At 41.3% G+C, this 22,889-nt stretch carries 21 protein-coding genes; 11 read left to right on the top strand and 10 right to left on the bottom strand.

The features are described from left to right. Positions 1-40: 40 nt before the first annotated feature. Positions 41-2,986 (bottom strand): TonB-dependent receptor, encoded by a 2,946-nt coding sequence (locus CLV32_RS06250; protein WP_133553605.1) that lies wholly within the window; start codon positions 2,984-2,986, stop codon positions 41-43. 389 nt (positions 2,987-3,375) lie between these two features. On the opposite strand from CLV32_RS06250, the gene CLV32_RS06245 reads away from it, so the two are divergent. Beyond that, on the top strand, positions 3,376-3,603 hold the full coding sequence (locus CLV32_RS06245; protein WP_133553603.1) for a hypothetical protein: 228 nt from the start codon (positions 3,376-3,378) through the stop codon (positions 3,601-3,603). On the opposite strand, the gene CLV32_RS06240 is transcribed toward CLV32_RS06245, so the two are convergent. After that, positions 3,600-6,152, bottom strand: coding sequence for an ABC transporter permease (locus tag CLV32_RS06240; protein ID WP_133553601.1), 2,553 nt, complete (start codon positions 6,150-6,152; stop codon positions 3,600-3,602). The two genes, CLV32_RS06245 and CLV32_RS06240, sit on opposite strands and share 4 nt — an antisense overlap. Continuing rightward, complete coding sequence (locus CLV32_RS06235) at positions 6,142-6,837, bottom strand: ABC transporter ATP-binding protein (protein ID WP_133553599.1); 696 nt, start codon at positions 6,835-6,837, stop codon at positions 6,142-6,144. The genes CLV32_RS06240 and CLV32_RS06235 overlap by 11 nt, the downstream gene beginning before the upstream one ends. Positions 6,838-6,942: 105 nt before the next feature. Between CLV32_RS06235 and CLV32_RS06230 the strand changes: the two genes are divergently transcribed. The 4 genes from CLV32_RS06230 (at position 6,943) to uxuA (ending at position 12,002) form a co-directional block, all read left to right on the top strand. After that, positions 6,943-7,596 carry an arylesterase gene (locus CLV32_RS06230; protein ID WP_208110964.1) on the top strand — a complete coding sequence of 218 codons (654 nt, stop codon included), beginning with the start codon at positions 6,943-6,945 and terminating at the stop codon, positions 7,594-7,596. A 164-nt stretch (positions 7,597-7,760) separates the two neighbouring features. Next, on the top strand, positions 7,761-9,698 hold the full coding sequence (locus CLV32_RS06225) for a KUP/HAK/KT family potassium transporter (RefSeq protein ID WP_133553595.1): 1,938 nt from the start codon (positions 7,761-7,763) through the stop codon (positions 9,696-9,698). A gap of 7 nt (positions 9,699-9,705) precedes the next feature. Beyond that, the gene (locus CLV32_RS06220; protein ID WP_133553593.1) at positions 9,706-10,728 is read left to right on the top strand and encodes a S66 peptidase family protein; all 1,023 of its coding nucleotides are present in this window, start codon (positions 9,706-9,708) and stop codon (positions 10,726-10,728) included. Between the two features lie 98 nt (positions 10,729-10,826). Next, positions 10,827-12,002, top strand: a complete 1,176-nt coding sequence (gene uxuA, locus CLV32_RS06215) for a mannonate dehydratase (protein WP_133553591.1) — start codon at positions 10,827-10,829, stop codon at positions 12,000-12,002. Between the two features lie 50 nt (positions 12,003-12,052). On the opposite strand, the gene CLV32_RS06210 is transcribed toward uxuA, so the two are convergent. Further along, positions 12,053-12,235 carry a hypothetical protein gene (locus CLV32_RS06210; RefSeq protein ID WP_133553589.1) on the bottom strand — a complete coding sequence of 61 codons (183 nt, stop codon included), beginning with the start codon at positions 12,233-12,235 and terminating at the stop codon, positions 12,053-12,055. Between the two features lie 174 nt (positions 12,236-12,409). Between CLV32_RS06210 and CLV32_RS06205 the strand changes: the two genes are divergently transcribed. Then, positions 12,410-12,589 (top strand): histone H1, encoded by a 180-nt coding sequence (locus tag CLV32_RS06205; RefSeq protein WP_133553587.1) that lies wholly within the window; start codon positions 12,410-12,412, stop codon positions 12,587-12,589. A 61-nt stretch (positions 12,590-12,650) separates the two neighbouring features. On the opposite strand, the gene CLV32_RS06200 is transcribed toward CLV32_RS06205, so the two are convergent. Continuing rightward, positions 12,651-13,373: a class I SAM-dependent methyltransferase gene (locus tag CLV32_RS06200; RefSeq protein WP_133553585.1), complete on the bottom strand. Its 723-nt coding sequence runs from the start codon at positions 13,371-13,373 to the stop codon at positions 12,651-12,653. 446 nt (positions 13,374-13,819) lie between these two features. On the opposite strand from CLV32_RS06200, the gene CLV32_RS06195 reads away from it, so the two are divergent. Next, positions 13,820-14,551, top strand: coding sequence for a LuxR C-terminal-related transcriptional regulator (locus tag CLV32_RS06195; RefSeq protein WP_166641898.1), 732 nt, complete (start codon positions 13,820-13,822; stop codon positions 14,549-14,551). 13 nt (positions 14,552-14,564) lie between these two features. Here CLV32_RS06195 and CLV32_RS06190 read toward each other — a convergent pair whose 3' ends face one another. Together CLV32_RS06190 and CLV32_RS06185 are read right to left on the bottom strand one after the other, a co-directional pair. Then, on the bottom strand, positions 14,565-15,611 hold the full coding sequence (locus CLV32_RS06190) for a P-loop NTPase family protein (RefSeq protein WP_133553583.1): 1,047 nt from the start codon (positions 15,609-15,611) through the stop codon (positions 14,565-14,567). Further along, positions 15,611-16,135, bottom strand: a complete 525-nt coding sequence (locus tag CLV32_RS06185; protein WP_133553581.1) for a TlpA family protein disulfide reductase — start codon at positions 16,133-16,135, stop codon at positions 15,611-15,613. Before CLV32_RS06185 ends, CLV32_RS06190 begins: the two co-directional genes overlap by 1 nt. A gap of 88 nt (positions 16,136-16,223) precedes the next feature. Here CLV32_RS06185 and CLV32_RS06180 point away from each other — a divergent pair, with 88 nt between their 5' ends. From CLV32_RS06180 to CLV32_RS06165, 4 genes are all read left to right on the top strand, one after another. Next, the gene (locus CLV32_RS06180) at positions 16,224-17,135 is read left to right on the top strand and encodes a bestrophin family protein (RefSeq protein WP_133553579.1); all 912 of its coding nucleotides are present in this window, start codon (positions 16,224-16,226) and stop codon (positions 17,133-17,135) included. Positions 17,136-17,236: 101 nt separating this feature from the next. Continuing rightward, positions 17,237-17,929, top strand: coding sequence for a ribose-5-phosphate isomerase RpiA (rpiA, locus tag CLV32_RS06175; protein WP_243732246.1), 693 nt, complete (start codon positions 17,237-17,239; stop codon positions 17,927-17,929). A gap of 3 nt (positions 17,930-17,932) precedes the next feature. Then, entirely contained in the window at positions 17,933-18,952 is a 1,020-nt protein-coding gene (locus CLV32_RS06170; RefSeq protein WP_133553577.1) for a nucleoside hydrolase, read from the top strand. A gap of 44 nt (positions 18,953-18,996) precedes the next feature. Next, positions 18,997-19,542: a DUF2911 domain-containing protein gene (locus tag CLV32_RS06165; protein ID WP_133553575.1), complete on the top strand. Its 546-nt coding sequence runs from the start codon at positions 18,997-18,999 to the stop codon at positions 19,540-19,542. Positions 19,543-19,614: 72 nt separating this feature from the next. On the opposite strand, the gene CLV32_RS06160 is transcribed toward CLV32_RS06165, so the two are convergent. The 3 genes from CLV32_RS06160 to CLV32_RS06150 all read right to left on the bottom strand — a co-directional run bounded on the left by CLV32_RS06160 (position 19,615) and on the right by CLV32_RS06150 (position 21,997). After that, complete coding sequence (locus CLV32_RS06160) at positions 19,615-20,883, bottom strand: Hsp70 family protein (protein ID WP_133553573.1); 1,269 nt, start codon at positions 20,881-20,883, stop codon at positions 19,615-19,617. A gap of 156 nt (positions 20,884-21,039) precedes the next feature. Next, positions 21,040-21,465, bottom strand: a complete 426-nt coding sequence (locus CLV32_RS06155; protein ID WP_133553571.1) for an SRPBCC family protein — start codon at positions 21,463-21,465, stop codon at positions 21,040-21,042. Positions 21,466-21,628: 163 nt separating this feature from the next. Beyond that, on the bottom strand, positions 21,629-21,997 hold the full coding sequence (locus tag CLV32_RS06150) for a YccF domain-containing protein (protein ID WP_133553569.1): 369 nt from the start codon (positions 21,995-21,997) through the stop codon (positions 21,629-21,631). Positions 21,998-22,889 lie beyond the last annotated feature (892 nt).

The raw sequence follows: 22,889 nt of genomic DNA, 5'->3' as shown, positions 1-22,889 counted from the left end.
TAAAGCCCGTTCAAGTAAAGCTGAACGGGCTTTTTTAGTGTTATTTGGAGAGAAGTCCTTCAAATGTCACTGCTGCATAAACAAGCGCACCTAAGGTAGGACCACCTGCATATTGGATGTAGTTCTTGTTGAAGATATTTGTACCACCAATCTTAATTGTCGCATTTGATTTTGGCACGAGGTAAGATACCTGAGCATCAAAAGTGTGGATCGCAGTTACCGTTCCTGTTACCAATGGGCTCTCCCATAAGAAAGTATCCTGCCACTTGTAAACGATGCTGAAACCAAGGTTCTTTACTACCTCCCTGTTGCCAATAGATAGGTTTGTAGACCAGTCTGGCGTGTTGAACCCCGTAACAAAAACATCATCTTGATTGTTGCTGCGGATTTTATTGTAACTCGCATTTCCTGCAAGGATGAACTTTTTGTAAAAGTTATAGCTCAACCCCATGGCTGCCCCATAATTTCTGTATTTGTTTTTTGCATTGGTATAAACCCTGTACCTGTCTTGCCCAGCATCTCTGTTGGCATCAAGCATGGCTAATACAGCAGCGTCTGAGCCAACAAGCGCAGCTTTGGGAACGTCAACTTGCACCTGACCTAAAAAACCGGTATAAGTGTTCGTGTAGGCATCAAGATCTAAAGTCACCTTCTGGTCAAACAGAATGCTTTTATAGCCGAATTCTAAAGAATTGATTTTCTCCGGACTTGCTTTTGGCAAATCTGCCTTTACAAGCAGATTTCTATTGGCTAAAGCGGCATCATTGCGTTGCGCACCTGCTGCAACGGCTGCGTTGACAGCTGCGTTGAATATCACGCCAGAGCTTCTGGTATAACTATTATCAAGGTACCCCAGTCCTTCGTTGATATACGGTAAGCTTCCTACACGCTTAACCCGGCCGTTATTGACATATGATAAAGCTTCAAACAGCCCAGGAAAACGATATCCCTGCTGATAAGTGATTCTGAAGTTATGCTCCTTGACAGGCGAAAATACTGCTGCAATTCTTGGCGTCAGCTTAGGCTCGAACTCGGGATTGTAGTCGTAGCGCAAGGAACCAAAAAGCTTTAACTTTTCTTCAAAAAGCGTTTTTGTAGCCTGCACAAATCCGCCGAACTTTTTATAATAGATGTTCTTTCCAAAGCTGCTATCAGCAAGTGGTTTTCCACGGTCGGCGATTGATCGGCCAAAATCTACGAAGCTATTTCCATCAGGGATGATTTCATACACACGCGCATCGCCACCAATAAGCAAATCAAAATAGGTAACCTTTTTGGAAAGGTCCCACTGGCCCTCAATATGATACAAATGACTCTTCTGTACCAATGCGGCACCGCCGGTAGTTGTAGCGTCGGGAATGGTGGAAGATCTGATATCCCAGTTGTTAATACCGATAATAGTTTTTTTAAGATCCTGAAAAGCTTGTGTGCCAGGCTCAACACGGCCGGCATCTGCCTGCTGTCTGGCATATGCTGTTGCTGCGGCAAGATTGGCGCTGTTGAGGGCTCCACCATTTGATGCCGCAAAAGCGGTCAACGCGCTTTTATACTTGGTACCCCAGGCTGTTCCACTGCCGCCACTGGCGAGATCAAGGTTGTCGGCCAACGGTTTTACATTGTAAGAATCCCCGGAATCTTCCAGTGATACATAGGTGCGTACCAAGAAGTTACTCCCCTTCAGCTCGAGTTTGTGATTTTGAATGATGACATTATCAAGCTGAATTTTATTTCCCCGTTGGAAAACCCCATCCATTTTGCCGATTCTGTAATCATAGGACAGTTCTGCAAAATTGCCGAAACGATAGTTTAAGCCGATGTCAAATTTAAGATTATCTACATTTGGGTTTACAAGATCTTTCTCCCAATACCCGGTGCGCGCAACATTTAGCGTCTGGTTTGGCTGTCCGTTGATTGTTAATCCCGAAACAGAAACGGTGTTGCTCCCGGCAAGGACATCATCGCCGTACTTGTTCCAACCATCAAATGCGATATTGCTTGAGCCATTTAAAGAAGGAAAGTTTGGGTTTGCTGTTTTCAGGTTGTTTGGGTTTTGATCTGTCCGGGTGTCGGAAAGCCAATCTGTTCCCCGCAGGTAGCTAAGGTTAACTTTAAATGCAAACCGGTTGTTAAATGCTTTCGCGTAACGTACTGCGGTTTCTGTAAGGTTACTCAGCTCTCGCCCGGTTCCACCAAGATGGTTCAGGCCTGTTCGCTGGTAAAAGCTCAGTCCTTCATAGAGAAATGGGCTTTTTGTAATCAGATTGCTCATTCCATTAATGGCATTCATCCCATATAAGGCTGATGCTGCACCGGGCGTAATTTCAATGCTGGCGATATCAAGCTCGGTGGGGCCGATGGCATTACCCAGTGGTACGCCTAATGTTGCTGCCTGCATATCTATGCCATCTACCAACTGCATAAACCGGTAATTGCTTGGGATATTAAAGCCACGGGTGTTTGGGATCTTAAATGTCAAGCTTGACGTGGTCATCTGCACACCTTTAACATTCTCCAGGGCATCATAAAAGCTTGGTGCCGGCGAATTCTTAATTGCCCGGATATCCAATTTCTCTATTGCTACAGGAGATTTTAAGATGCTTTCTGGAACCCTTGATGCGGTGATCACCACTTCATTGCCCAGTACAGTCTGGGTAAGCAATTCAATATGTAGTTGTGACCCTGTTTCTTTGACTTCAAACTCCTGGGTTTTAAATCCTACACTGCTGAAAGTAAGCAGGAAAGGGAAGCGAAGCTTGGAGCGGATCTTGAATTTTCCATTCTGATCTGTGGATGTTCCTGAAATAGTACCCTTGATAAAAACGCTTACACCAGGGATGGGTATTTTTGTTTCCTGGTCTACTACTGTGCCAGAAACTTCAATAAGTTGGTTGTCTTGTGCGCTGGTGTGGAGCGTTGCCGCGAGTAAAACGGCAACGGATAGAAATTTAAATAGATTGGGCAATAAGCCATTTTTTGCTGATATCATGTGCTGGAAATTTAGATGAGGTTTGAAAAAGAGCGGAATTAAAAACGACAACAACAGCAGCAGGAATGGGAAAAATAGTTAATTACGAATTGACGATAGCATCTTGTGGGTAGGGTTTTTTGCATAGTATATAAATTCTACTGATTTAGTAGACTAATGTAGCGCTAGCAAATCACACCACCAAATTTTTTTACAAAAAAGATATATAATCGGCTGAACTCTAGTATGTAGTTGGTTATACTGGAATAAATTTATAACTTGCAACACCTTTGTTACCCGTTGCAATTGGTGTGAAATAAATTATTTTACACTTAAGATAACAGAAGAACAAGGCTGTCATTTAACTTATTTTAACAAACCAGATTATAAAAAACGCCGTTTCTATCTAAATGGATCACACGCCTCACTCGTTAATTACTGGTTTTATCTATAATAATTTTGAACCCACACTTTCTGTAGGAGACCGGGTTTTTTACGACCTGAGTAAGGACAGCGTATACCTCATAGTTGCCCTGATTGATCACCTGGACTTATATTATAACTTTATTAGTATTCCAGATAACAACGGTCTGTTATCTTTTGAAATTACTGAATTAAAGCATAATTCGCGCGACTAACTATTTTTCCTCAGGATTTCCAGCGGAGGTTTACTCAATACAGTTCTGCTATTCAGAATCCCAATCAACATCGTAAGGCCAGAAATACTTAGAAATATCAGTGCAACTGCAAGCCAGTTGGGCTGAAAAGGAATCTCGAAGCTAAATCTTGCCAACGCCCAATTCCCAGCCAGTGCAATTACAATACCTGTTAAAGAGGCTATAGCTCCCAAAAAGAAATATTCTAATGCTGTAATAGCGAAAACTTGTCCTCTGCTAGCTCCCAGCGTGCGTAACAATACACTTTCCTGTATGCGCTGGTATTTGCTGATCATCACTGAAGAGATGAGTACGATTAACCCTGTAATAATGCTGAATCCGGCCATGAACCGAATCACAAAGCCAATTTTATCAAGGATTCCATCTACTACGCTCAAAATCAACGCCAGGTCAATAATCGACACATTTGGGAAGCCACTAACTATTTTCTGCTGAAAGGCCGCTGATGCATTGGCATCAGGAACTCTTGTTACCAAAACATGAAACTGTGGTGCGTCATCAATCACCCCTAATGGAAACACAAGTCTGAAGTTGGTTTGCACCCTGTTCCAATCTACCTTGCGGATGCTTCCAACGATTGTAGGGATGAGCATGCCCTGCACGTTAAACAATAGTTTGTCGCCCAAGCCGGCATGGATCTGCCTCGCATAACTCTCTTCCAAGGAAATCCTCGCGGTGTCCCGGGCTTGATTTATGCGTGTTTGAAATTTACCCGATATTAACTGTTCGGCAGCAGTAAGGCTATCACGAAACGTTACTCTTAGTTCGGCGTTAAAAGCTCGTGGTGAGTACTTAGAGCTGCTATCTTTGCGCACATCGGCAGCGCTAAAACCATTGATTTCCTGCAGGCGCATGGTAACGATAGGAACATCCTGCAAAATCGGAAAACCATTGCTTTTGGTTAGTTTAGTAATTGCGTCTTTTTGAGTAGATTGGATGTCAAATAAGATCATGTTTGGCTGAGTCGGATCTGTAGAACGTGTGATCCTTGACGTCAACATCGATTGCACAAAAAATAGGGTACAGATAAAGGCTGTGCCCAGACCCACCGAAAGCACTAATATGGTAGTCTGGTTATTTGGCCGATATAAATTGGAAAGTCCCTGGCGCCAGGTATATTTCCATGAATATGGAAAATAAATCCTGATCAACTTGATTACTAATGCAGATATACCATACAGAAAGGCAAAGCTGATTACTATTGCGGCCGAAAAGACGAATGTTTGTAGCCAGTTTGACAACTGCAACCTAGCAAAGCAGGTGATGAAAGCCAGGATTAATAAGTACACAAACCAGGTTAACGGATCTTTTGCCTGACTGCCTTCTGGTGTAACGGCACGTAGTGTATTTAGTGGTGATACTTTTCTGATTGAAATAAGAGACGATAAAGAAAATAGAAAAGCGATACAGATACCTAGGATCAATCCCTGGCCTATGGCTCTCCAGGAGATCAGTGTGCTCATCTTAATCGGGAGGAGATCCTGAAATAATACAGGTAATAGCTGCTGGATGAGTGTACCCAGAACAGCGCCCGCTACCGCACCAAGAAAGCCGATACACACAATCTGGATCAGGTAAATGAGAAATGCCTGCTTAGAACTCAGACCGAGGCATCTCAGAATGGCGATACTTTTTACTTTTTCTTTTACATAGATATGTACCGCACTGGCAACACCAATACACCCTAATAGTAAGGCAATAAAGCCTACTAACGATAGAAATTTGGTCACATCAGCGAAAGATTTTCCTGTGCTCTCTTTTTTAGAACTGATCGTTTCCGCGTCCAGATCCCGCTTATCCAGGCGTGTTTCTAATCGTTTCACAAGTTCGTCAGTATTAAATCCCGAATTGAATTTGTAATAGTAGTGGTAGTTTATTCTGCTTCCTTTCTGCGACAAGCCACTTTTTGCGATCGCATCCAGCGGCATAAAAACTGCAGGGGCAATAGTGCTAGCAAATCCCGATTGGCCAGGTGCCTGATTTAAAATCCCCGCGATAGCAAACTTTAAGGTTCCAAGCTGAACGGTATCGCCAACCGATGCCTTAAACTGAAGCATTAGTGTCTGGTCTACAAGGACTCCTTTACCAGTATAGAAGTCTGCTGCAGCGCTGGCCGGACTGGTTTCCATAACTCCATAAAAAGGGTATGCTCCGCGTAACGCACGCAATTGTACCAACCTGGTGCCTCCGGTTTTTGTGAACAGGATCATCGATGCGAAACGCTGCTCTTCGGAAACAGCTGAAGCTTCTTTTTTAAGGGAATCTATAATGAATTTGGCGGCAGGCGTACTTTCTCTATTACTGCTCAAATCCAGATCCGCGCCAATCAATGTCGCTGCCTGACTGTCTATGTCGCGGTTCAAGTTATCACCCAACGCAAAAATAGCCACCAACGCAGCTATGCCCAGGATCATGCTGGATATAAAAAGGAATAATCTTGAACGGTTCTTGCGACTATCTCGCCAGGCCATTTTCAATAGCCATCCCAACTGTAAACGCTTATTGCCCATGTTGCAGTGCTATAGGTTCATCACTCCATACTTCACCGCTTTTAAGTCTGATAATGCGCTCTGTTTTTGAAGCGAGTTCCAGATCGTGGGTAACCAAAATCAAGGTTGTTCCTGCATCTTTGTTCAGGTCGAATAACAGCTGTTCAACTTTTTCTCCGGTTTCAGTGTCCAGGTTTCCTGTGGGCTCATCGGCAAACAGGATTTGTGGGCTGTTAGAGAAAGCTCTGGCGAGTGATACACGCTGCTGCTCGCCACCAGAAAGTTGCGTAGGGTAGTGGTTGGCGCGTTCGGCAAGTCCTACTTTATCCAGTAAAGCTAAAGAACGGGCTTTTATATTTGTTTCACCACGTAATTCCAGGGGTACCATCACATTTTCCAGTGCAGTAAGTGTAGGTAGCAATTGAAAATTTTGAAAGATAAATCCAACATATTGGTTTCTTACCTTAGCACGCTCGTCTTCACCAAGGTTGTTGAAGTCGACCCCATTGAGTACTACATTACCTGTTGTGGAGCGATCCAAACCTGCACACAGGCCGAGGAGTGTTGTTTTTCCGCTTCCAGACGGGCCAACAATGGCGACAGATGATCCTGCAGTGATATCAAAATTTACACCTTTTAATACGGTTAATGGATGTCCTGCCGATGGGTAAGATTTTCCTAAATTAGCTACTGTTAATATGCCCAAAGTAATAGAATTGAAATAAACTGAAACAAATAAAACCTAATTTGGCGTTTTATGTTTTCAAAACACAATCAATTGACAATGATGACAAAAATAAGATGCAAATGCATGCTTTTATCGTTGGCAGTATTGCTCGCTGCCTGTTCTAACGGAAATCAAACCAAGAATGAATCAAAAACGAATACTGAAGTAAAACAGCCGAAGAAACAGATGAAGACGATTTTGTTTTTTGGTGATAGCCTCACCGCAGGTTATGGGCTGGAGGATCCAGAAACTGCTTTTCCAGCGAGAATAGCCGAAAAAATTGACTCTTTAGGATTGCAGTATACAGTTGTCAATGCAGGACTGAGCGGAGAGACAACTGCCGGTGGTCGGTCCAGGATTGACTGGCTCCTTAAACAGAAAATGGACGTTTTTGTGCTTGAATTGGGAGCCAACGACGGACTTCGGGGACTTAATGTGGAAGAAACAGCTAAAAACCTTCAGTTTATCGTAGATCAGGTTAAAGCCAAATATCCTGACTGCAAGATTCTCCTTACAGGGATGATGGTGCCTCCAAGTATGGGTGCTAAATATTCGGACGCCTTTAAAGCGGTATTCATAGATCTTGCAGCAAAGAATAACCTTAAATTTGTGCCATTTCTTTTGGAAAATGTTGGTGGAATTACCCGTTTAAATCAGGCGGATGGAATCCATCCTACAGCAGAAGGTCATGCGATTTTGGCAGAAAATGTATGGTCTATTCTAAAAGGCATGCTGTAATAGTGTGGTTTGTACACTTATCTTCAAATGTAATAGTGCTTAAAACGAACAAAAACTGCCTTTATAAGCTTATAACAGAGTTTTTTACCGTCCTGAATTTTATTAAAACAAAAAGTTGAAATTGTACATTTTGTATTTACATTTGCCCACCTCAAAAAATAAAAATGTCAAATCATAAAGATGTCAATAAACTATCTGCGGCCGGTTTATTAATTAGTCTTGGAATTATCTATGGTGATATTGGTACTTCACCACTATATGTATTCAAAGCCATCATCGGAGAAAGGTTAATCACAGCCGATCTCATACTGGGAGGACTTTCGTGTATCTTCTGGACTTTAACTTTACAAACAACCATTAAATACGTAATTATCACGCTTCAAGCGGATAATAAAGGAGAGGGTGGGATTTTTTCACTGTACTCTCTCGTTAAAAGAAGAGCAAAATGGCTGATCATTCCCGCCATGATTGGTGGCGCAGCGCTCCTCGCAGATGGAATCATGACTCCTGCTGTAACTGTTTCCTCAGCTATTGAAGGACTGGGAATTATCTATGCTGACTTGCCTACTGTGCCGATTGTTATAGCCATAATTGCTGTACTCTTTATTCTCCAACAATTTGGTACTTCACTTGTCGGTAAGGCATTTGGCCCAATTATGTGGGTATGGTTCACCATGATTGCCGTGTTGGGTTTTGTCTATGTGCTTCAGTTTCCAGAAATTCTGAAATCAATCAATCCCTATTACGCTTACCATATCCTGTCTACAAATCCTGAGGCCTTCCTGATTATTGGCGCGGTGTTTTTATGTACTACGGGAGCGGAAGCACTTTACTCTGATCTTGGCCATTGTGGAAGGTCAAATATTCGTATCAGCTGGATCTATGTAAAGACCTGTCTGGTATTGAATTATATGGGGCAAGGGGTATGGTTGTGGAAATTACAGGGTACTAAACTCGGTGAAATCAATCCTTTTTATCACCTGATGCCAGATTGGTTCCTGATTACAGGTATTTCTATTGCAACGGTAGCGGCAACAATTGCTAGTCAGGCGCTGATCTCAGGATCATTTACCCTCATTGCAGAAGCTGTACGTTTAAACCTGTGGCCGAAAGTTAAAATCAACTATCCAAGTAACCAAAAAGGACAGTTATATGTACCTTCAATGAACTGGGTACTCTGCGTTGGTTGTATAATCGTGGTGCTGATATTTAGAAAATCTACCAACATGGAGGCTGCCTATGGACTCTCCATTACTGTAGCTATGCTCATGACCACAATACTTGTATCGGTGTTTTTAATGCGTAAGCGGGTGCCTACCTATCTTATTGTTATCTTCCTGACCATTTATGGTGTTATCGAGCTGACATTCCTAATTGGAAATGCAGCTAAAATTCTCCATGGAGGTTGGTTTACAGTGCTATTGGGTGCGTCGCTTTTCTCTATCATGTGGGCTTGGTTTAACGGTCGCAGGATCAGAAACAGATACATGAAATTCATTGATATCGAGAAATATTACCCGATCATCGAGAAGATTTCCATCGATGAGACTATACCCAAATATGCATCACAACTGGTATATTTAACCAGCGCCAACTTCAATTCTGAAATTGAATCGTCAATCATGTACTCTATGATTCAGAAATTGCCGAAACGTGCAGACGTTTATTGGTTATTGCACGTAGATGTGACCGATGAGCCGCATACTATGGAATACAAGGTTGTGCCTTTGATAGATGGCAAGTTGATTCGTGTGGATTTCCGACTAGGTTTCAGGGTTGAACAACGTATCAACGTCCTGTTCAGGAAAGTTGTAGAAGAAATGGTGAAAAATCAGGAGATCGACATCACGAGCAGATATGCGTCGTTAAACGAACATAAAATAGCGGGGGATTTCAGGTTTGTTGTGGTAGAAAAGGTATTGTCGACGTCTTACAGTTTGCAGTTTATTGAGCGCTGTACCATGATCTATTATCGTATTCTTAAAAATTTCAGCGTTCCTGAGGAAAAAGGTTTCGGATTGGATCTTAGTTTTGTTACGGTAGAGAAAGTTCCTTTGATCGTGGATCTGCCTACAGATTTCGAACTGAAAAGAATTAATTAATCGCTCTATGGATCGGAAAAGGTTTATTTCTTCCGTACTTACCGCTGGAGCTGCAATGACAGCGAGTAGTGCTTATGCAGCAGAATTGGCAGAATCAGGTAAAAATAATAAAATCCCTCCATATCTGAGCAACGGAGACCTGATTGGCATCACCTGTCCTGCGGGATTTATAACATTGGAGGATATTCAGCCGGCGGTAAAAACAATGCAGCAATGGGGCTTTCAGGTATTTATTGGCAAGACGGTTGGAGCTCGGGATTTTACTTATGGCGGTACTGATGAAGAGCGCAGAACTGATTTGCAAATGATGCTTGATAATCCTGATATTAAGGCAATCATGTGTGCGAGGGGTGGGTATGGAGTTGTCAGGATTCTTGATCAACTAAATTTTGATAGGTTTAAGAATCATCCCAAATGGCTGATTGGATTTAGCGACATCACGGCATTGCATTGTCATCTGGAACGAAATTTTGGAATCGCGTCCATCCATTCAAAAATGTGCAATAGCTTTCCATCTGAGGCTGTTCTGGCTGAGCCTATACAATTTGAAACAATATTGTCCATTAAAACAGCGCTAACAGGAGCTGTTTTATCTTATTCTGCGCCATTTAATTCATTCAATAGAGCTGGAATTGCGAAGGGCAATCTTGTTGGTGGCAATCTCAGTTTGATCGAAACATTAGCTGGTTCATCGTCAGACTTAAAGACAGATGGAAAAATACTTTTTGTGGAAGATACAGGTGAATATTTATACAGCATTGACCGTATGTTCTGGAACCTCAAGCGAAGTGGTAAGCTTGAAAACCTTGCTGGCTTGATCATTGGCGGTTTTAAAGTCAAGCCCGATGAAGTTGGTGAGGAGTTTGGAAATACAATCTACGATATCGTGATGGAGAAGGTGAGTGGCTTTAAATATCCTGTATGTTTTGACTTCCCGGTAGGACATCAGAGAAATAACGTGGCTCTTCGCTGTGGCATGCCGTACACTTTGGAAGTCTCTGCCCTTGGTAGTACGCTGCAGTCCTTATAATAAATTGAGTTAATCACGAAAACGTTTCCGTTAAATTATTCTTCAAGTCCGCTCAGTGCTTCTCAAAAATTAAGTATCATTGATTTTGAATTGAAATCATGACTGATAAAAAGAATAAATTAGTACAAACCTGGCGCTGGTATGGCCCATCAGATCCTGTTAGCTTGCAGGATGTTAAACAGGCCGGTGCTGTTGGGATAGTAACAGCCTTACATCATATTCCGCATGGAGAAGTTTGGCCTGTCGCAGATATTCTTGAAAGAAAAGCGATTATTGAAGCCTCAGGCTTACATTGGGCGGTTGTAGAAAGTGTACCTGTACATGAGGCAATAAAGACCCGCCGTGCTGATGCCGGTAGATACATAGAAAATTATAAGACATCGATTAGAAATCTCGCATCATGTGGGATCAAAACTATCTGTTATAACTTTATGCCGGTGCTCGACTGGACCAGAACACAGTTGGATTTAACGATGACTGATGGATCTAAAGCATTGTACTTTAACTGGATTGACCTGATAATTTTCGACATTCATATTCTTCAACGTGAGGGTGCCGCCGCGGATTATAGTCAGGAGCTGCTGGAAAAAGCAAAGCAAAGACATGCGGGAATGAGTCAGGCTGATCTTGACGACCTGCGTATCAACGTGCTCATGGGTATTCCCAACGAAAAGGAGATAGAGTTGGAAGCATTAAGAAATAGTATCGGTGAGTATAAAGAAATCGGCGCTGAGGGTTTGAGAAGTAACCTAACCTGGTTTTTAAATGAAATCGCTGATGCTTGCGAATCTTCTGGCGTGGTCATGACTATCCATCCCGATGATCCGCCTTACCCTATTTTGGGGCTGCCAAGGGTTGCGAGCACCAAATCTGATCTGGAACATATTCTGAAGAGTGTAGATAAACCTTTTAATGGTATTTGCTTCTGCACGGGTTCTCTAGGTGCTAGCGTTAGCAATGTACTGACTGAGATTTTTGAAGCAGTAAAAAAGCGCGTGTATTTCTTGCACCTTCGAAATGTGACGAAAGACGAAGAGGGAAATTTCTATGAGGCAGATCACCTCGGAGGAGATGTAAATATGTATGAAATTATGAAGCTGGTTGTGGCAGAAAATGAGCGTCGGACTATGCCAATTCCATTTCGTCCCGATCACGGGCACCAGATGTTGGACGACTTGCAAAAAGTCACCAATCCGGGCTACTCGGCGATAGGGCGGTTGCGCGGATTGGCAGAACTTCGTGGACTAGAGCTCGGCGTGTCTGGAAACTACTAAGGTTTGATGAGTTTTTCGTCGTCCTTTTCGTCGGGATCACGTTGACCGGCTCACAAATCAGTTTTGTGAGAAGTGCCAAAAAGTGATTCATCGTTTTTTGGTATTTTCTTATCTGCGGAGTCCTGATTAAGATTCTCAATACCTGGCAGTTGTTCGGTAGGCCGATGATCTGTAGTACTATTGAAATCAGGTTTTGTAGCATTTTCCGGGTGGTTTGGATCTTTGTTTTCCATAGGTTTGCATGTCGGTGTTTCAAAATAAGCGACGTATGCTAAACAAATTGTCCTGAAAATGGTTTAAAATACCGTGAATGCACAAAAAATAGCGTTTTTATGTAAATTTCATTTGCAAGAAATTCTATAATTATTATCTTTAAACCCATAATCAAATATTAATTTAAAAAGAACATGGAAAAATTTTCAAAATTAAAAGAGCTGGTTGCCGCTGTGGAGACCGATGCAGACAAATTTTACAACTCAGGAAACGGTGCAGCTGGAACTAGAGTACGTAAAGCAATGCAAGACTTAAAAACTTTAGCACAAGATATCCGTACTGAAGTAACTGAGAAAAAAAATTCAGGTAAATAAGCACGCTCTAAAGCATAAAAAAAGTCTGTATTTATACAGACTTTTTTTATGCTTTCTAAATTTATTTGATTGCACCGAAAGCCGCGAAATTACCGTTCTTGTGCAAAATCTCTATCGCTGTAAATCCCACCTTTTTTAAGAGGTTGATCTGGAAAGTAACCGATCTGGGGGTATCCTCATAGGCGATATAGTCAAATACTTTTTGCTTGTATTCCGCGCCGCCCAGGGTTTCGAGATAACTGCCATATCTATCCTGAAATAATCGTTGCATCGCTGCAGTATCCTGAGCGATCAAGTCTGAAATCCAGATACTTCCTCCAGGTCTTAACAACTTGTACATTTTCTGAAATACGTTTTCCCAGTCGCTATCATCACGCAGGTGATGAAATACTGCTGCTGCAAGAATGATGTCGTAACCCTGCTCAGGAAGGTCCAAATTACGCATGTCTCCCTGAACTTTCGTTACGGAAGAGCAGCCTGCAGTGAGTAGCCGTTGTTCAGCACGATCCAGCATGGGCATGCTCAGGTCACTTATAGTGCAATGAAGGCTGGTGATTTTACTGAGCATTTTTAAGCTGTAGTTCCCTGCTCCACAACCAATATCAAGTAATTGAGTGGCATTCGGTGTGCTATAATGCGCAGCGGTAGTGCAAAGCTCCATCGTCAGTGCTGCATCAATAGTTGTTAGCTGCCCGGTATCAAGATTGGAAAAACGCTCCACATCTTTGTCGAAGCGTTTTCTGATCTCATCAATGCTTGCCCGGTTAGTTTTATCGAAATCCATAATGTCATTTTTTTCAAATGACGCTATAAATCATCAAATCATGAAACCTTTTTCAAGATTAACAGCATGTAGGTAATTCTCTCTTTAATAATAGTGTAGTATTTCGTCATATCTTCTCAGTGCTTGTTTAGGTAAACGCAGGATCGGTAGATAACGCTACAACAAGTGATCAATGCCACCAGACTGGATGAAGGCCTGGTATAAGCAAAGGATCAAAAGTGTAAGAGCGATAATTCTGAGGAGAGGTATAACATAACGGGGTGAGTTTAAATTTCTAAGGCTGGAAGGGAGCATAATTTTGATTTTTTTTTAATGGTGCTGGGATTATCTCTCAATTAAATGTCGCATTCATCAATATTTTATTTAAACTTGTTGTAAAGATACTGCCGCATGTTTGCCTTGTCAACTGCGTAAATACGTAGTTTTAGTTTGAAAATGCCCGAGGGATGAATATGGAATTAGGAGATTACTCAAAGAATTTTATTACCGATACACCAGCCGATCCTGAAACAGAACGCTACCAGTATTTTCTAAAATCAATCCCAAGGTTTCCGGAAGAAGCGGTTTACATTTATTCTTTTAAAGAGGGAAAGATGATTTTCGCCGCTGGCTGGGAGGAGGTAGTAGGGTACAAAGATGAAGAGATCAATATGTTGGCTATTGTAAACATGTCGGCACCTGACTTCGCACCCTTTTCACATGATTTGAATGATAAAGCACTACGGTTTATTCACAACAAGACCGAGAACCTTGAGCAATATAGCTTCACAATAGAACTAAAGAAAATCCATAAAGACGGACATCTGGTACCCATTTTAGCGCGTGTTGGTGTCTATAGCTCTGAAGAAGGAAAGATTACAGCGATCATCGGACGCTTCCAGATAAACAGGAGTTTGATCTTTGGAAAGATAATGCGTTATGCCGCATATGGGCCTGAAAAAGAAACTTTTGAGGAAGAGTTGAATAAAATGTTATTCGCCCATCTCGCCATCTCAGATAAAGAAAAAGAAGCATTGTCACTTGTTGCTAAAGGATACTCTTTTAAAGAGATTGCACGCGAGCTTAAGGTTTCACATTCTGCTATCGATAAAAGGATAATCCCTTTATATAAGCGATTTGATGTGAAGAGCCTAACGCATCTGGTGAGTTTCGCATATGATAATAATATCTTACCTTAATCGTTCCCCAGAATTAATGGTTATCCAAATTTATCGTAGTTATATTTTCTTTACTGATTCCTATGCGTTGCAATAAGGTCTGCCAGTTTTCTTCCAACTGAACTGCCGGATCTTCTGTACCCATTACCCACACGATATTTTTTTCCCGGATATGTTTGATGTTATCTGGCCCGAAAACGGGATTGTCAAGGATATCATAAAAAATTGCAGTGCTTAAAATATCTCCCTTAATGGGATTTCCGGGATTAATGTCATCAATCACCAGCAAGGAAGATTTGCGCCAGTTCCACAACATATTAAAGGTTACGTCTGGATGTTCATCACGCTCGTAAAATAAACTCAGTAATTTGACGGCTGTAATATAGCTACAGCAGCCCCTGTTTATAGAGATTTCGGTAGACAGGCCTACAGCCAGCGTTGTTTTTCCACTTCCCTTGGAACCAAAAAGTAACAAGTGCTTGCCGTTTTCTTCGTTCTTGATGTAATTCAGAACTGCCTTTTTATTAGTTTCAGAGATTGGTTGTTTCCACTGACTGAGTCTGAGTTGAAATGGATATTCTGCGTATTGGATATACATTTTAGTGGTATACCAGTAATAAGCCGGCCAGGTAACCAATACAATCATCCCTATGATGATCTGTGAAACACTAGCAGAATAGCAACATACGATGCTTGCTGTCAATGCACCGATCCCGAAGTAAAAAAGATCTGTAACGGTATCAAATGCTACGTTAGCCCAGGCAGGGGGGAAGCTATAATCCGGATTATTCAATTCCTTTTTCCCAGATGGCAACCTAACCAATGGACCCAGAAAATTATACAATTCAAATAAGATCCAGACTGCCCACACACCAAGCGCTGCCCATAATTCCGGATAATGAATTCCGGGTTTTTCTCTGATCAGATTGTATACCACAATAGCGGGGATGAATCCCAATGCGAAATGACCGAATTGATTGGCCAGCCATGCGTAAGTAAGTGTCACTCCCCGATAGGAATCTTTCCCGATGAGGTCGTTCTTTAATTGCGTAAATACTGCTTTAGCGTTAATCAAACTCATTATTTCGCCTTTGCAAGCTTAGCCAAATGGTTATCAATGAGTTCTGTAAGTTGTTTAAATTCCTCGGTCGAGTAGCCTATCGATTGGTAAATAATTTTGCCTTGCTCGTCGATCAGAATATTTCTTGGGATAGAGATGCTCGCAAATTTTTTGAAAATGCTTCGGTTCAGATCCGGTAAAATTGGAAAGGTAAATCCTTTTTTAGCTTTATATGGAATTAATTTATCCCAGCCTTCTTCACGACCAAAAACGAAAAATGCAAAGTTTGCATCGCTCTTATGTTTATCCCAGATCTGTGTTTGTGCAAGTGGCAGCTCAATATTACATGGTGGGCACCAGGTGGCAAAAAGATTTATTAAAATCAGTTTTCCTTTGTAGTCGGCAATATTTACTGATTTCCCTTTTGCAGTCTCAAAAGAAAATGCAGGAACGGCGTCACCGATTTTAGTAAATGTTCCATCATCCTGCGCTTTGGCAGTAAAACCAATCAGGAGAAGTAATAAAGATAGCCTGTAAAATTTCATAATCGCGTTGTTTAGACTTAAAAATACATAATTTACGGTGGTCAAACAAAATTCTGTATTTATTTGTAATGGTAACTCAATTTATAATATGCTCATAGTACAAAATATCCGGTTGAGCCGGATTCTTAGAAATACCTGGCAGGTCGATATCATCATGATTATTTCCTGTACTGCCGCTTATCTGTTACGTACTTTCTTATTTAAACATCATTTTGAAGTACCAGCAATTATCCCCACTGTTTTAGGTACAGCCATTGCTTTTTTTGTTGGATTTAATAACAACCAATCATACGACCGATGGTGGGAGGCCAGAAAAATTTGGGGTGGTTTAGTGAACGACTCCAGGTCCTGGGCGCGTAGCGTTACCAGTTACCTTACACAAAATGACATGAGCGACGAAGAATTTGATGCACTTAAAAGACGGATGGTGAACCGTCATATCGCTTTTCTGTATGCCTTGAAGGCAAATCTAAGAAGTGCGACCGATGAAACATATCATTTATATCTTGATCAACACGAAGATATTGAAACGAACTTACATACCAATGTACCAAACGCAATCTTGAACTTACAGTCGTGGGAACTAGAGCAACTTTCGAGAAAGGGCATGATTGATGGCTTCCGGTTTATGGAAATGAATCAACTTATCGTAAAATTCTGTGATGGAATGGGAATGTCTGAACGAATTAAGAATACCATATTTCCGACAACATATAATTATTTTACGAAAATATTTATATGGTTATTTGTGGTCTCATTAACCCTGGTGATCAGCCAATATGCTGGTCCGGCTTCGATATTTTTGGGCTGGCTGGTAGGATTTGTATACGTATCTACTCAAATCAATGGAATGAGCCTGGTCAATCCATTTGAAAATAATTCAAGCGCTATCCCGCTTAATCAGATCACAAGGGGCATAGAAATTAATTTGCTGGAAATGATTGGTGCTAAAGATATCCCTGATCCGGTGAAACCGATCAACGGAGAATATGTTTTGTAATTAAATCCGAAAATCCATGCCTTTCAATTGATTAAAATCAATTAATTTCGTTTGTCAAACACTTAAAAAACCGGATCAACGATCCATTAGACGAAACGATTTTGGAAGCACAACTTAGCCCTACAGAACTAGAAAAGAAAATGGCCGCATTGGAGGCCGTTAAATTTGTTAAAGATAATGATATTATAGGTTTGGGGACAGGCTCCACGGCATATTATGCAATTATGGAGATAGGCAATCTAGTGGCTAAAGGCCTGAAAGTTCAGTGTGTGCCAACTTCGGTTCATACTGAAAACCTAGCAAAGTCTCTTAATATCCCATTGCTGGAATTGCAGGATGTTAATGCCATAGATGTGACTATTGATGGTGCCGATGAATTTACGACAGGTTTGCAGTTGATTAAAGGTGGGGGCGGAGCGTTGTTCAGGGAGAAAATTGTTGCCTCACTTACTAAAATGGAGATTATTATTGCCGACGGCGCAAAAAAAGTTGAATTGCTTGGTAAGTTTAAAGTACCCGTGGAAGTTGTTCCACTTGCCCTTACTTATGCCATTCAGCAGATTGAAGCTTTAGGAGGTACTGCTGAATTGCGGAAGAAAAGTGGGGAAGTTTTTGTTACCGACAACCGGAATTATATTCTAGATGCTGATTTTGGACTAATTCAAGATCCTGCACTTTTAGCAGAACAACTAAACCAGATCGAGGGTGTGCTGGCTCATGGATTATTTATCGGCCTTACTTCGATGATCATTGTTGGGCATGGAGAAAACACTACGGTATACCATAGAAATTAATAGATGATTAGAAAGATAACTTATACTACGATCTTGCTGTTCGTATTGGGGGCCACTTCTGGCTTTGCGCAGCAAGATACTATATTGATCAAACCAAGAATACGTGTGATGATTGATAACGATTTCTCTGGTGACCCCGATGGGCTGTTCCAGCTTGTTCACCACTTACTTTCTCCTTCGGTGAAGATTACAGGTGTAATTGGCTCTCACCTTAAAAAGAATGATCCTTTTGACCCGTCTACAGTAACGGCAGACCACGCCGTTGAAAAGGCAACAGAGGTGATCCGATTATTGGGAATGGAACGGTCGGTTCCAGTTTATGCAGGTTCAAATACTGGTCTTGATAATTCTCAAGTTCCTAAAGTATCTGCAGCGGCTCAGGCTATTGTGAGGGAGGCGATGCGCACAGATACAAAGCTGCCTTTATATATTGTTTGTGGCGCCGGACTTACAGATGTGGCCAGCGCTTATCTGATAGAGCCAAAAATTGCCGAAAAAATCACGCTGGTTTGGATTGGTGGACCGGAATATGAAGGTCTGGCGTTTCTGCCTCCGGGTTCTAAAGGACCGGAATACAACCTGGCAATTGATATCAAAGCAGTGCAGACAGTTTTCAATAGCTCGAAAATTCCTGTTTGGCAAGTACCAAGAAATGCATACAGACAAACGCTTTTGTCCTATTCTGAGTTAAGTGCACGCATTAAACCTCAGGGAAAGGTTGGACTCTATTTATATCAGTCTATTGAAAAATTGATGGGAAGACTCGCAAAGGTTAATTATTCCATTGGTGAAACGTATATCATCGGCGATAGTCCCTTGGTTTTACTAACTGCTTTACAATCTTCTTTTGAAGCTGATCCGTCATCCAGTGATTACGTTTTGCGTAAATCGCCGAAAATTAATGACGAGGGATTTTATGAAGCTAACGCTGCCGGAAGGACCATACGCGTATATACAAGACTAGATACCCGGCTAATGTTTGATGACCTTTTTGCGAAATTAAGCCTGATCAAAAATAACTAACCAGTAAATCCTTAAATTTATAACCAATCCTAAAAATCAATATTATGAAAACCTTTAAAAAATCTTGCCTGACGGTGATGTTGTTTGTATCGACCGCTGCAACAGTTTTTGCACAGGAGGCTGCTAAACCCGCCCCAAAAGAAAAAGCGAGTCCGGCGCAAGTTGTAGATGGTACCATCAATGGCGCTACGGTCCAAATTAAATACAGCAGTCCTGCTGTAAAAGGAAGAAAAATCTGGGGAGAACTGGTACCTACCGATAGTGTATGGAGAGCCGGTGCCAACGAGGCAACAACTTTCGAAACAGACAAACCGTTGAAAATACAGGGTAAAACATTGCCAGCAGGGAAATACAGTCTATATGCCCAAACAGGAGCTGCAGAGTGGAAAATCATTTTTAATGCTGAAGTTGGACAATGGGGGATCAAACGTGGGGGCCTAACAACCCGTGTACCAGAGAAAGATGTTGTTGTTGTAACGGCAAAACCAACTAAATCCAAAACGTTTAACGAACGTCTGGTATATACAATAACAGGTAAAGGTTTTGACCTGAGTTGGGAAAACCTCACAGTGCCGGTAACGTTTAAATAAGCTCCCGCACAATCTTTATAAAAGAAATGCCCTTAAATTTAAGGGCATTTCTTTTTTGCAATCAATAAGTGTTTAATCTTGAAATAAGTATCCGCTGTATGCCAGTCCTTTAGCAACACTGGTGAAGTTGTCGCCGGAATTTACCGGAATGTGGGGGAATTTTGTTTTAAACAAATGCTGTATGCCACCAACAAGTGAGGTGCCGCCAGTAAGGAACAGACTGTCGATGTCTTCGGCTTGGATGTTGTTCTTCAACATAAACTCTTCCAAGTAATTGGCGATTTTTTTTATGTCTTTATTGATAACAGCATTATATTGTTCCAACGAAATCTCTTCATCGATCTCGATGTCCATATTGGAGTATACAAATCGTGCCTCCTCGTGTTTAGATAATCGGATTTTAGTCTTCTCGATAGATTGAAATATGGAGTATCCAAGGTTATTGTCGACCAGCGTAATCAGGTTTTTAAACTTTCTGTCTTTTTTTGAGTAATGGTAATAATCCTGTAGATCCTTCTGAATCCTCAATCCGTTGAAGAAATTCATCTTATCCCAGGTACATATGTTCGCAAACAAGGAGATTGGAACAGATAATATTTTACCCGGCGTAGCCTCGTATAAGGTATTTTTACCAAAATAAGGTGTTCCTTTATCCCACATAAATGCTGAGTCAAAACTATCGCCGCCTACGTAAACTCCACCGGAAGCGATCATATCATTTTTCCTGTCTGTATTTCCGACTTTAGCGGGGTCGAGCATGAGATATGTGAAATCTGTTGTTCCTCCACCCAAATCCGCTACCAGTACCTTTTCTTTCTTGCTGATTGTTTTTTCGTAGGCGAAGGCTGCACCAATAGGTTCAAATTGAAAACGTACTTCTGTAAATCCAGCCAATTGTGCAGCTTTGGTCAGACGTGTCTGTGCGAGCGTATCCTTGGCTGCGCTATCGTCATCGAAAAACACAGGTCTGCCGATAATAGCCTTCTGGCAATCGTAGCCGATAATCTGGTCGGCCTGCGCCTTTAAGTCTTTGAGAATTAAAGCGACAAGGTCTGATGCCGTATATCTTTTGTTGTGAATCCGTGTTTCAATGAAACTACTTCTTGACAAGATCTGTTTGATAGATTTGATGAAACGCCCTTTCATGCCATCGCTAAGGTATGCTGTAATTGCCTGGTCACCAACAACGTATTTCATAGCTTCTCCACCAGTTTGTTCGTGCTGGAAATAAAGAAGGGAGGGGACTGTGATCGTGCTGACGATCTCTTGCTTTTCTTCGTCAAAAATAGAAAGGGCGGAATTGGTAGTACCAAAGTCAATTCCGTACAAAAATTTGTTCATGTGCAGGGGAAATAGATTTGTGTCCGCCATAGGGTTCTGCCAGGCTAATCAGCCTCTGGCTCCAAAGCGGGCACAAATCTAGAAAAAAAAGACAGAGATGTCCGGGCTAAAAAACATTTAATCCCGATTGACTTATAGGTACTGATTATAATTCTATTAGCTGATAGCTTCAGCGTGTTTTTTGAAATTATTAAGGATAGCCTGCCATCCTTCTTGTTGCATGCTCACTGGATTTTGACTTTCGGGATCAAAAATTTCAGTGATTTCTGTGCCTTCAAAGTCCTTTACAAATGAAATTTTAACTGTTCTCCCGTCATCAAGCGTATATTCGATCGCGGTGTAGGGATCTACGCGGGTATACGTACCTCCAAAATCGAAGCTGAAGCTGCCATCTTTAGCCGCCATTGTGGTTTTGAATTTGCCGCCTGCCTGTAAATCATTATCTGCGTAGGGTGAGTGCCAGTCTTCCGAAGCATGTGTCCATTGCATAATGTGTTTAGGATTTGTCCAGGCTTCCCATACTTTTTCTACAGGAGCATTTACGGTAGCGCTTACTGTTACGACGTTCTTTTCGGTTTCCATTGAGCTATATTATATTTGGTTAACAGCTAAGTTAATAGAACCTTATTTAAAGTAGGAGGGGCAAACAGGACATTTTTTTGCTTTCTACAAATTATTTAATAGCAGTTGTGCTCGATTGTGCCCAGAATTGGCTGCTTTATTTTTGCTTCGATAATTAGGTTCGTTAGCTAATGGACTTTCCGAATGGAGTAAAAGCAAGATTCATGAGTTTGAAATGCTGGCGGCCAAATGGAATTCCGACGATAGTAAGGCAAAGAAAAATCCCGAAAAACAAATGGGTGAGTACTACCCAAAATCCGCCAAAAACAAACCAGATGATATTCATGATGGTAGATAAGCAACCTGTGTTGTAAGAGGTATCTGTAATCCGAACGCCAAAGGGGGCCAGCCCAACTATAGCAATTTTGAAACATTGAATTCCGAAAGGAATACCAATAATTGTTGCACAAAGAATTAACCCACCAATCAGATATTCAAAAAAAATGAAGATTCCACCACAGATAATCCAGATCAGGTTGCCTAATAAATTCATGTTTTGTTTTTGTATTAAGATGCCTCAGACAAGAAATAGTTACAATCTAGAAAAGGTTACTATACCTAGGTGTGTTTTTGCGTGCTTATTGTCCTTTCCAACTGATCTTGATTACGAAATCGGTATGGGTAACCCCTGAAGATATTTCAAATTAAGTTTTTTGGTCTATATAGTATATATAGTGCGTCTTCTAATCCATTGCATAGCTAATTCAAATAGGTGCAGGTCGAATCGCAGATGCACGAAAGTTCTACTGAGTCCACTATGAGTCCACACTGATAGCACAACAATTGCACGGATTCGCATAAAACGGTAGTGACAGTGTTGAGTTAATGAGTAGTGGAGATGCACCCATTTAGACTGTGTCTGTATTGATGAGATTTAGTTTTGCTTGACTCGTGAATTCTAGAAGTGCATAAGGGAAGAGAAAAATTGGCCGGCAACCTGCCTGTTTTTTACGTTTTCGAATATTAAAATAGTTTTAGAAAAAGATATTGTTAATTAAAATTTCCTTTTTTTAATCTTTTGCGGGTTCCTCATGCCGTTTTCAGCGCTTTTCTTTTTGCGGTTGTTTAATCTTAGGTGTGCCTGGAATATTCGGTAATATGCGTTTTTCGAACGTGTACCTCTGTATTGCGTGTATTGTTTAAAATAATTCAAATTTCTTTTGTTTGAGAGACAGGGCATTAGGGTTGTGTGTTAGTTAAAGGTTAACAATAAGTTTGGTAGGAGGGAATATTTTCCTACTTTTGCATCCCGCTTGGGAGCAAGGGGAGTGCGGTTTGATAAGCGAGGTTGATTTGAAATAAGGGTAGAAAAAGTTGATGCTGGGTGTTTTAAACACTGAAAATAAAAATCAAAAAAGATTTGCAGAAACAAAAAAGATTCCTAC

The sequence above is a fragment of the Pedobacter duraquae genome (genome assembly GCF_004362245.1).
GTDB classification, from domain to species: Bacteria; Bacteroidota; Bacteroidia; order Sphingobacteriales; family Sphingobacteriaceae; genus Pedobacter; species Pedobacter duraquae.
The sequence above is the reverse complement of the archived record's forward strand: the minus strand, read 5'-3'. Positions and strand labels throughout refer to the sequence as shown.

Bases quoted from the DNA above. Each gene is read 5' to 3' on its own strand.
- CLV32_RS06165 (WP_133553575.1), top strand. From the start codon at position 18,997: ATGAAAACCTTTAAAAAATCTTGCCTGACGGTGATGTTGTTTGTATCG.
- CLV32_RS06230 (WP_208110964.1), top strand. From the start codon at position 6,943: ATGCTTTTATCGTTGGCAGTATTGCTCGCTGCCTGTTCTAACGGAAAT.
- CLV32_RS06160 (WP_133553573.1), bottom strand. From the start codon at position 20,883: ATGAACAAATTTTTGTACGGAATTGACTTTGGTACTACCAATTCCGCC.
- CLV32_RS06170 (WP_133553577.1), top strand. From the start codon at position 17,933: ATGATTAGAAAGATAACTTATACTACGATCTTGCTGTTCGTATTGGGG.
- CLV32_RS06225 (WP_133553595.1), top strand. From the start codon at position 7,761: ATGTCAAATCATAAAGATGTCAATAAACTATCTGCGGCCGGTTTATTA.
- uxuA (WP_133553591.1), top strand. From the start codon at position 10,827: ATGACTGATAAAAAGAATAAATTAGTACAAACCTGGCGCTGGTATGGC.
- CLV32_RS06155 (WP_133553571.1), bottom strand. From the start codon at position 21,465: ATGGAAACCGAAAAGAACGTCGTAACAGTAAGCGCTACCGTAAATGCT.
- CLV32_RS06205 (WP_133553587.1), top strand. From the start codon at position 12,410: ATGGAAAAATTTTCAAAATTAAAAGAGCTGGTTGCCGCTGTGGAGACC.
- CLV32_RS06210 (WP_133553589.1), bottom strand. From the start codon at position 12,235: ATGGAAAACAAAGATCCAAACCACCCGGAAAATGCTACAAAACCTGAT.
- CLV32_RS06250 (WP_133553605.1), bottom strand. From the start codon at position 2,986: ATGATATCAGCAAAAAATGGCTTATTGCCCAATCTATTTAAATTTCTA.
- CLV32_RS06180 (WP_133553579.1), top strand. From the start codon at position 16,224: ATGCTCATAGTACAAAATATCCGGTTGAGCCGGATTCTTAGAAATACC.
- CLV32_RS06150 (WP_133553569.1), bottom strand. From the start codon at position 21,997: ATGAATTTATTAGGCAACCTGATCTGGATTATCTGTGGTGGAATCTTC.
- CLV32_RS06185 (WP_133553581.1), bottom strand. From the start codon at position 16,135: ATGAAATTTTACAGGCTATCTTTATTACTTCTCCTGATTGGTTTTACT.
- CLV32_RS06220 (WP_133553593.1), top strand. From the start codon at position 9,706: ATGGATCGGAAAAGGTTTATTTCTTCCGTACTTACCGCTGGAGCTGCA.
- CLV32_RS06240 (WP_133553601.1), bottom strand. From the start codon at position 6,152: ATGGGCAATAAGCGTTTACAGTTGGGATGGCTATTGAAAATGGCCTGG.
- CLV32_RS06190 (WP_133553583.1), bottom strand. From the start codon at position 15,611: ATGAGTTTGATTAACGCTAAAGCAGTATTTACGCAATTAAAGAACGAC.
- CLV32_RS06200 (WP_133553585.1), bottom strand. From the start codon at position 13,373: ATGGATTTCGATAAAACTAACCGGGCAAGCATTGATGAGATCAGAAAA.
- CLV32_RS06195 (WP_166641898.1), top strand. From the start codon at position 13,820: ATGAATATGGAATTAGGAGATTACTCAAAGAATTTTATTACCGATACA.
- CLV32_RS06245 (WP_133553603.1), top strand. From the start codon at position 3,376: ATGGATCACACGCCTCACTCGTTAATTACTGGTTTTATCTATAATAAT.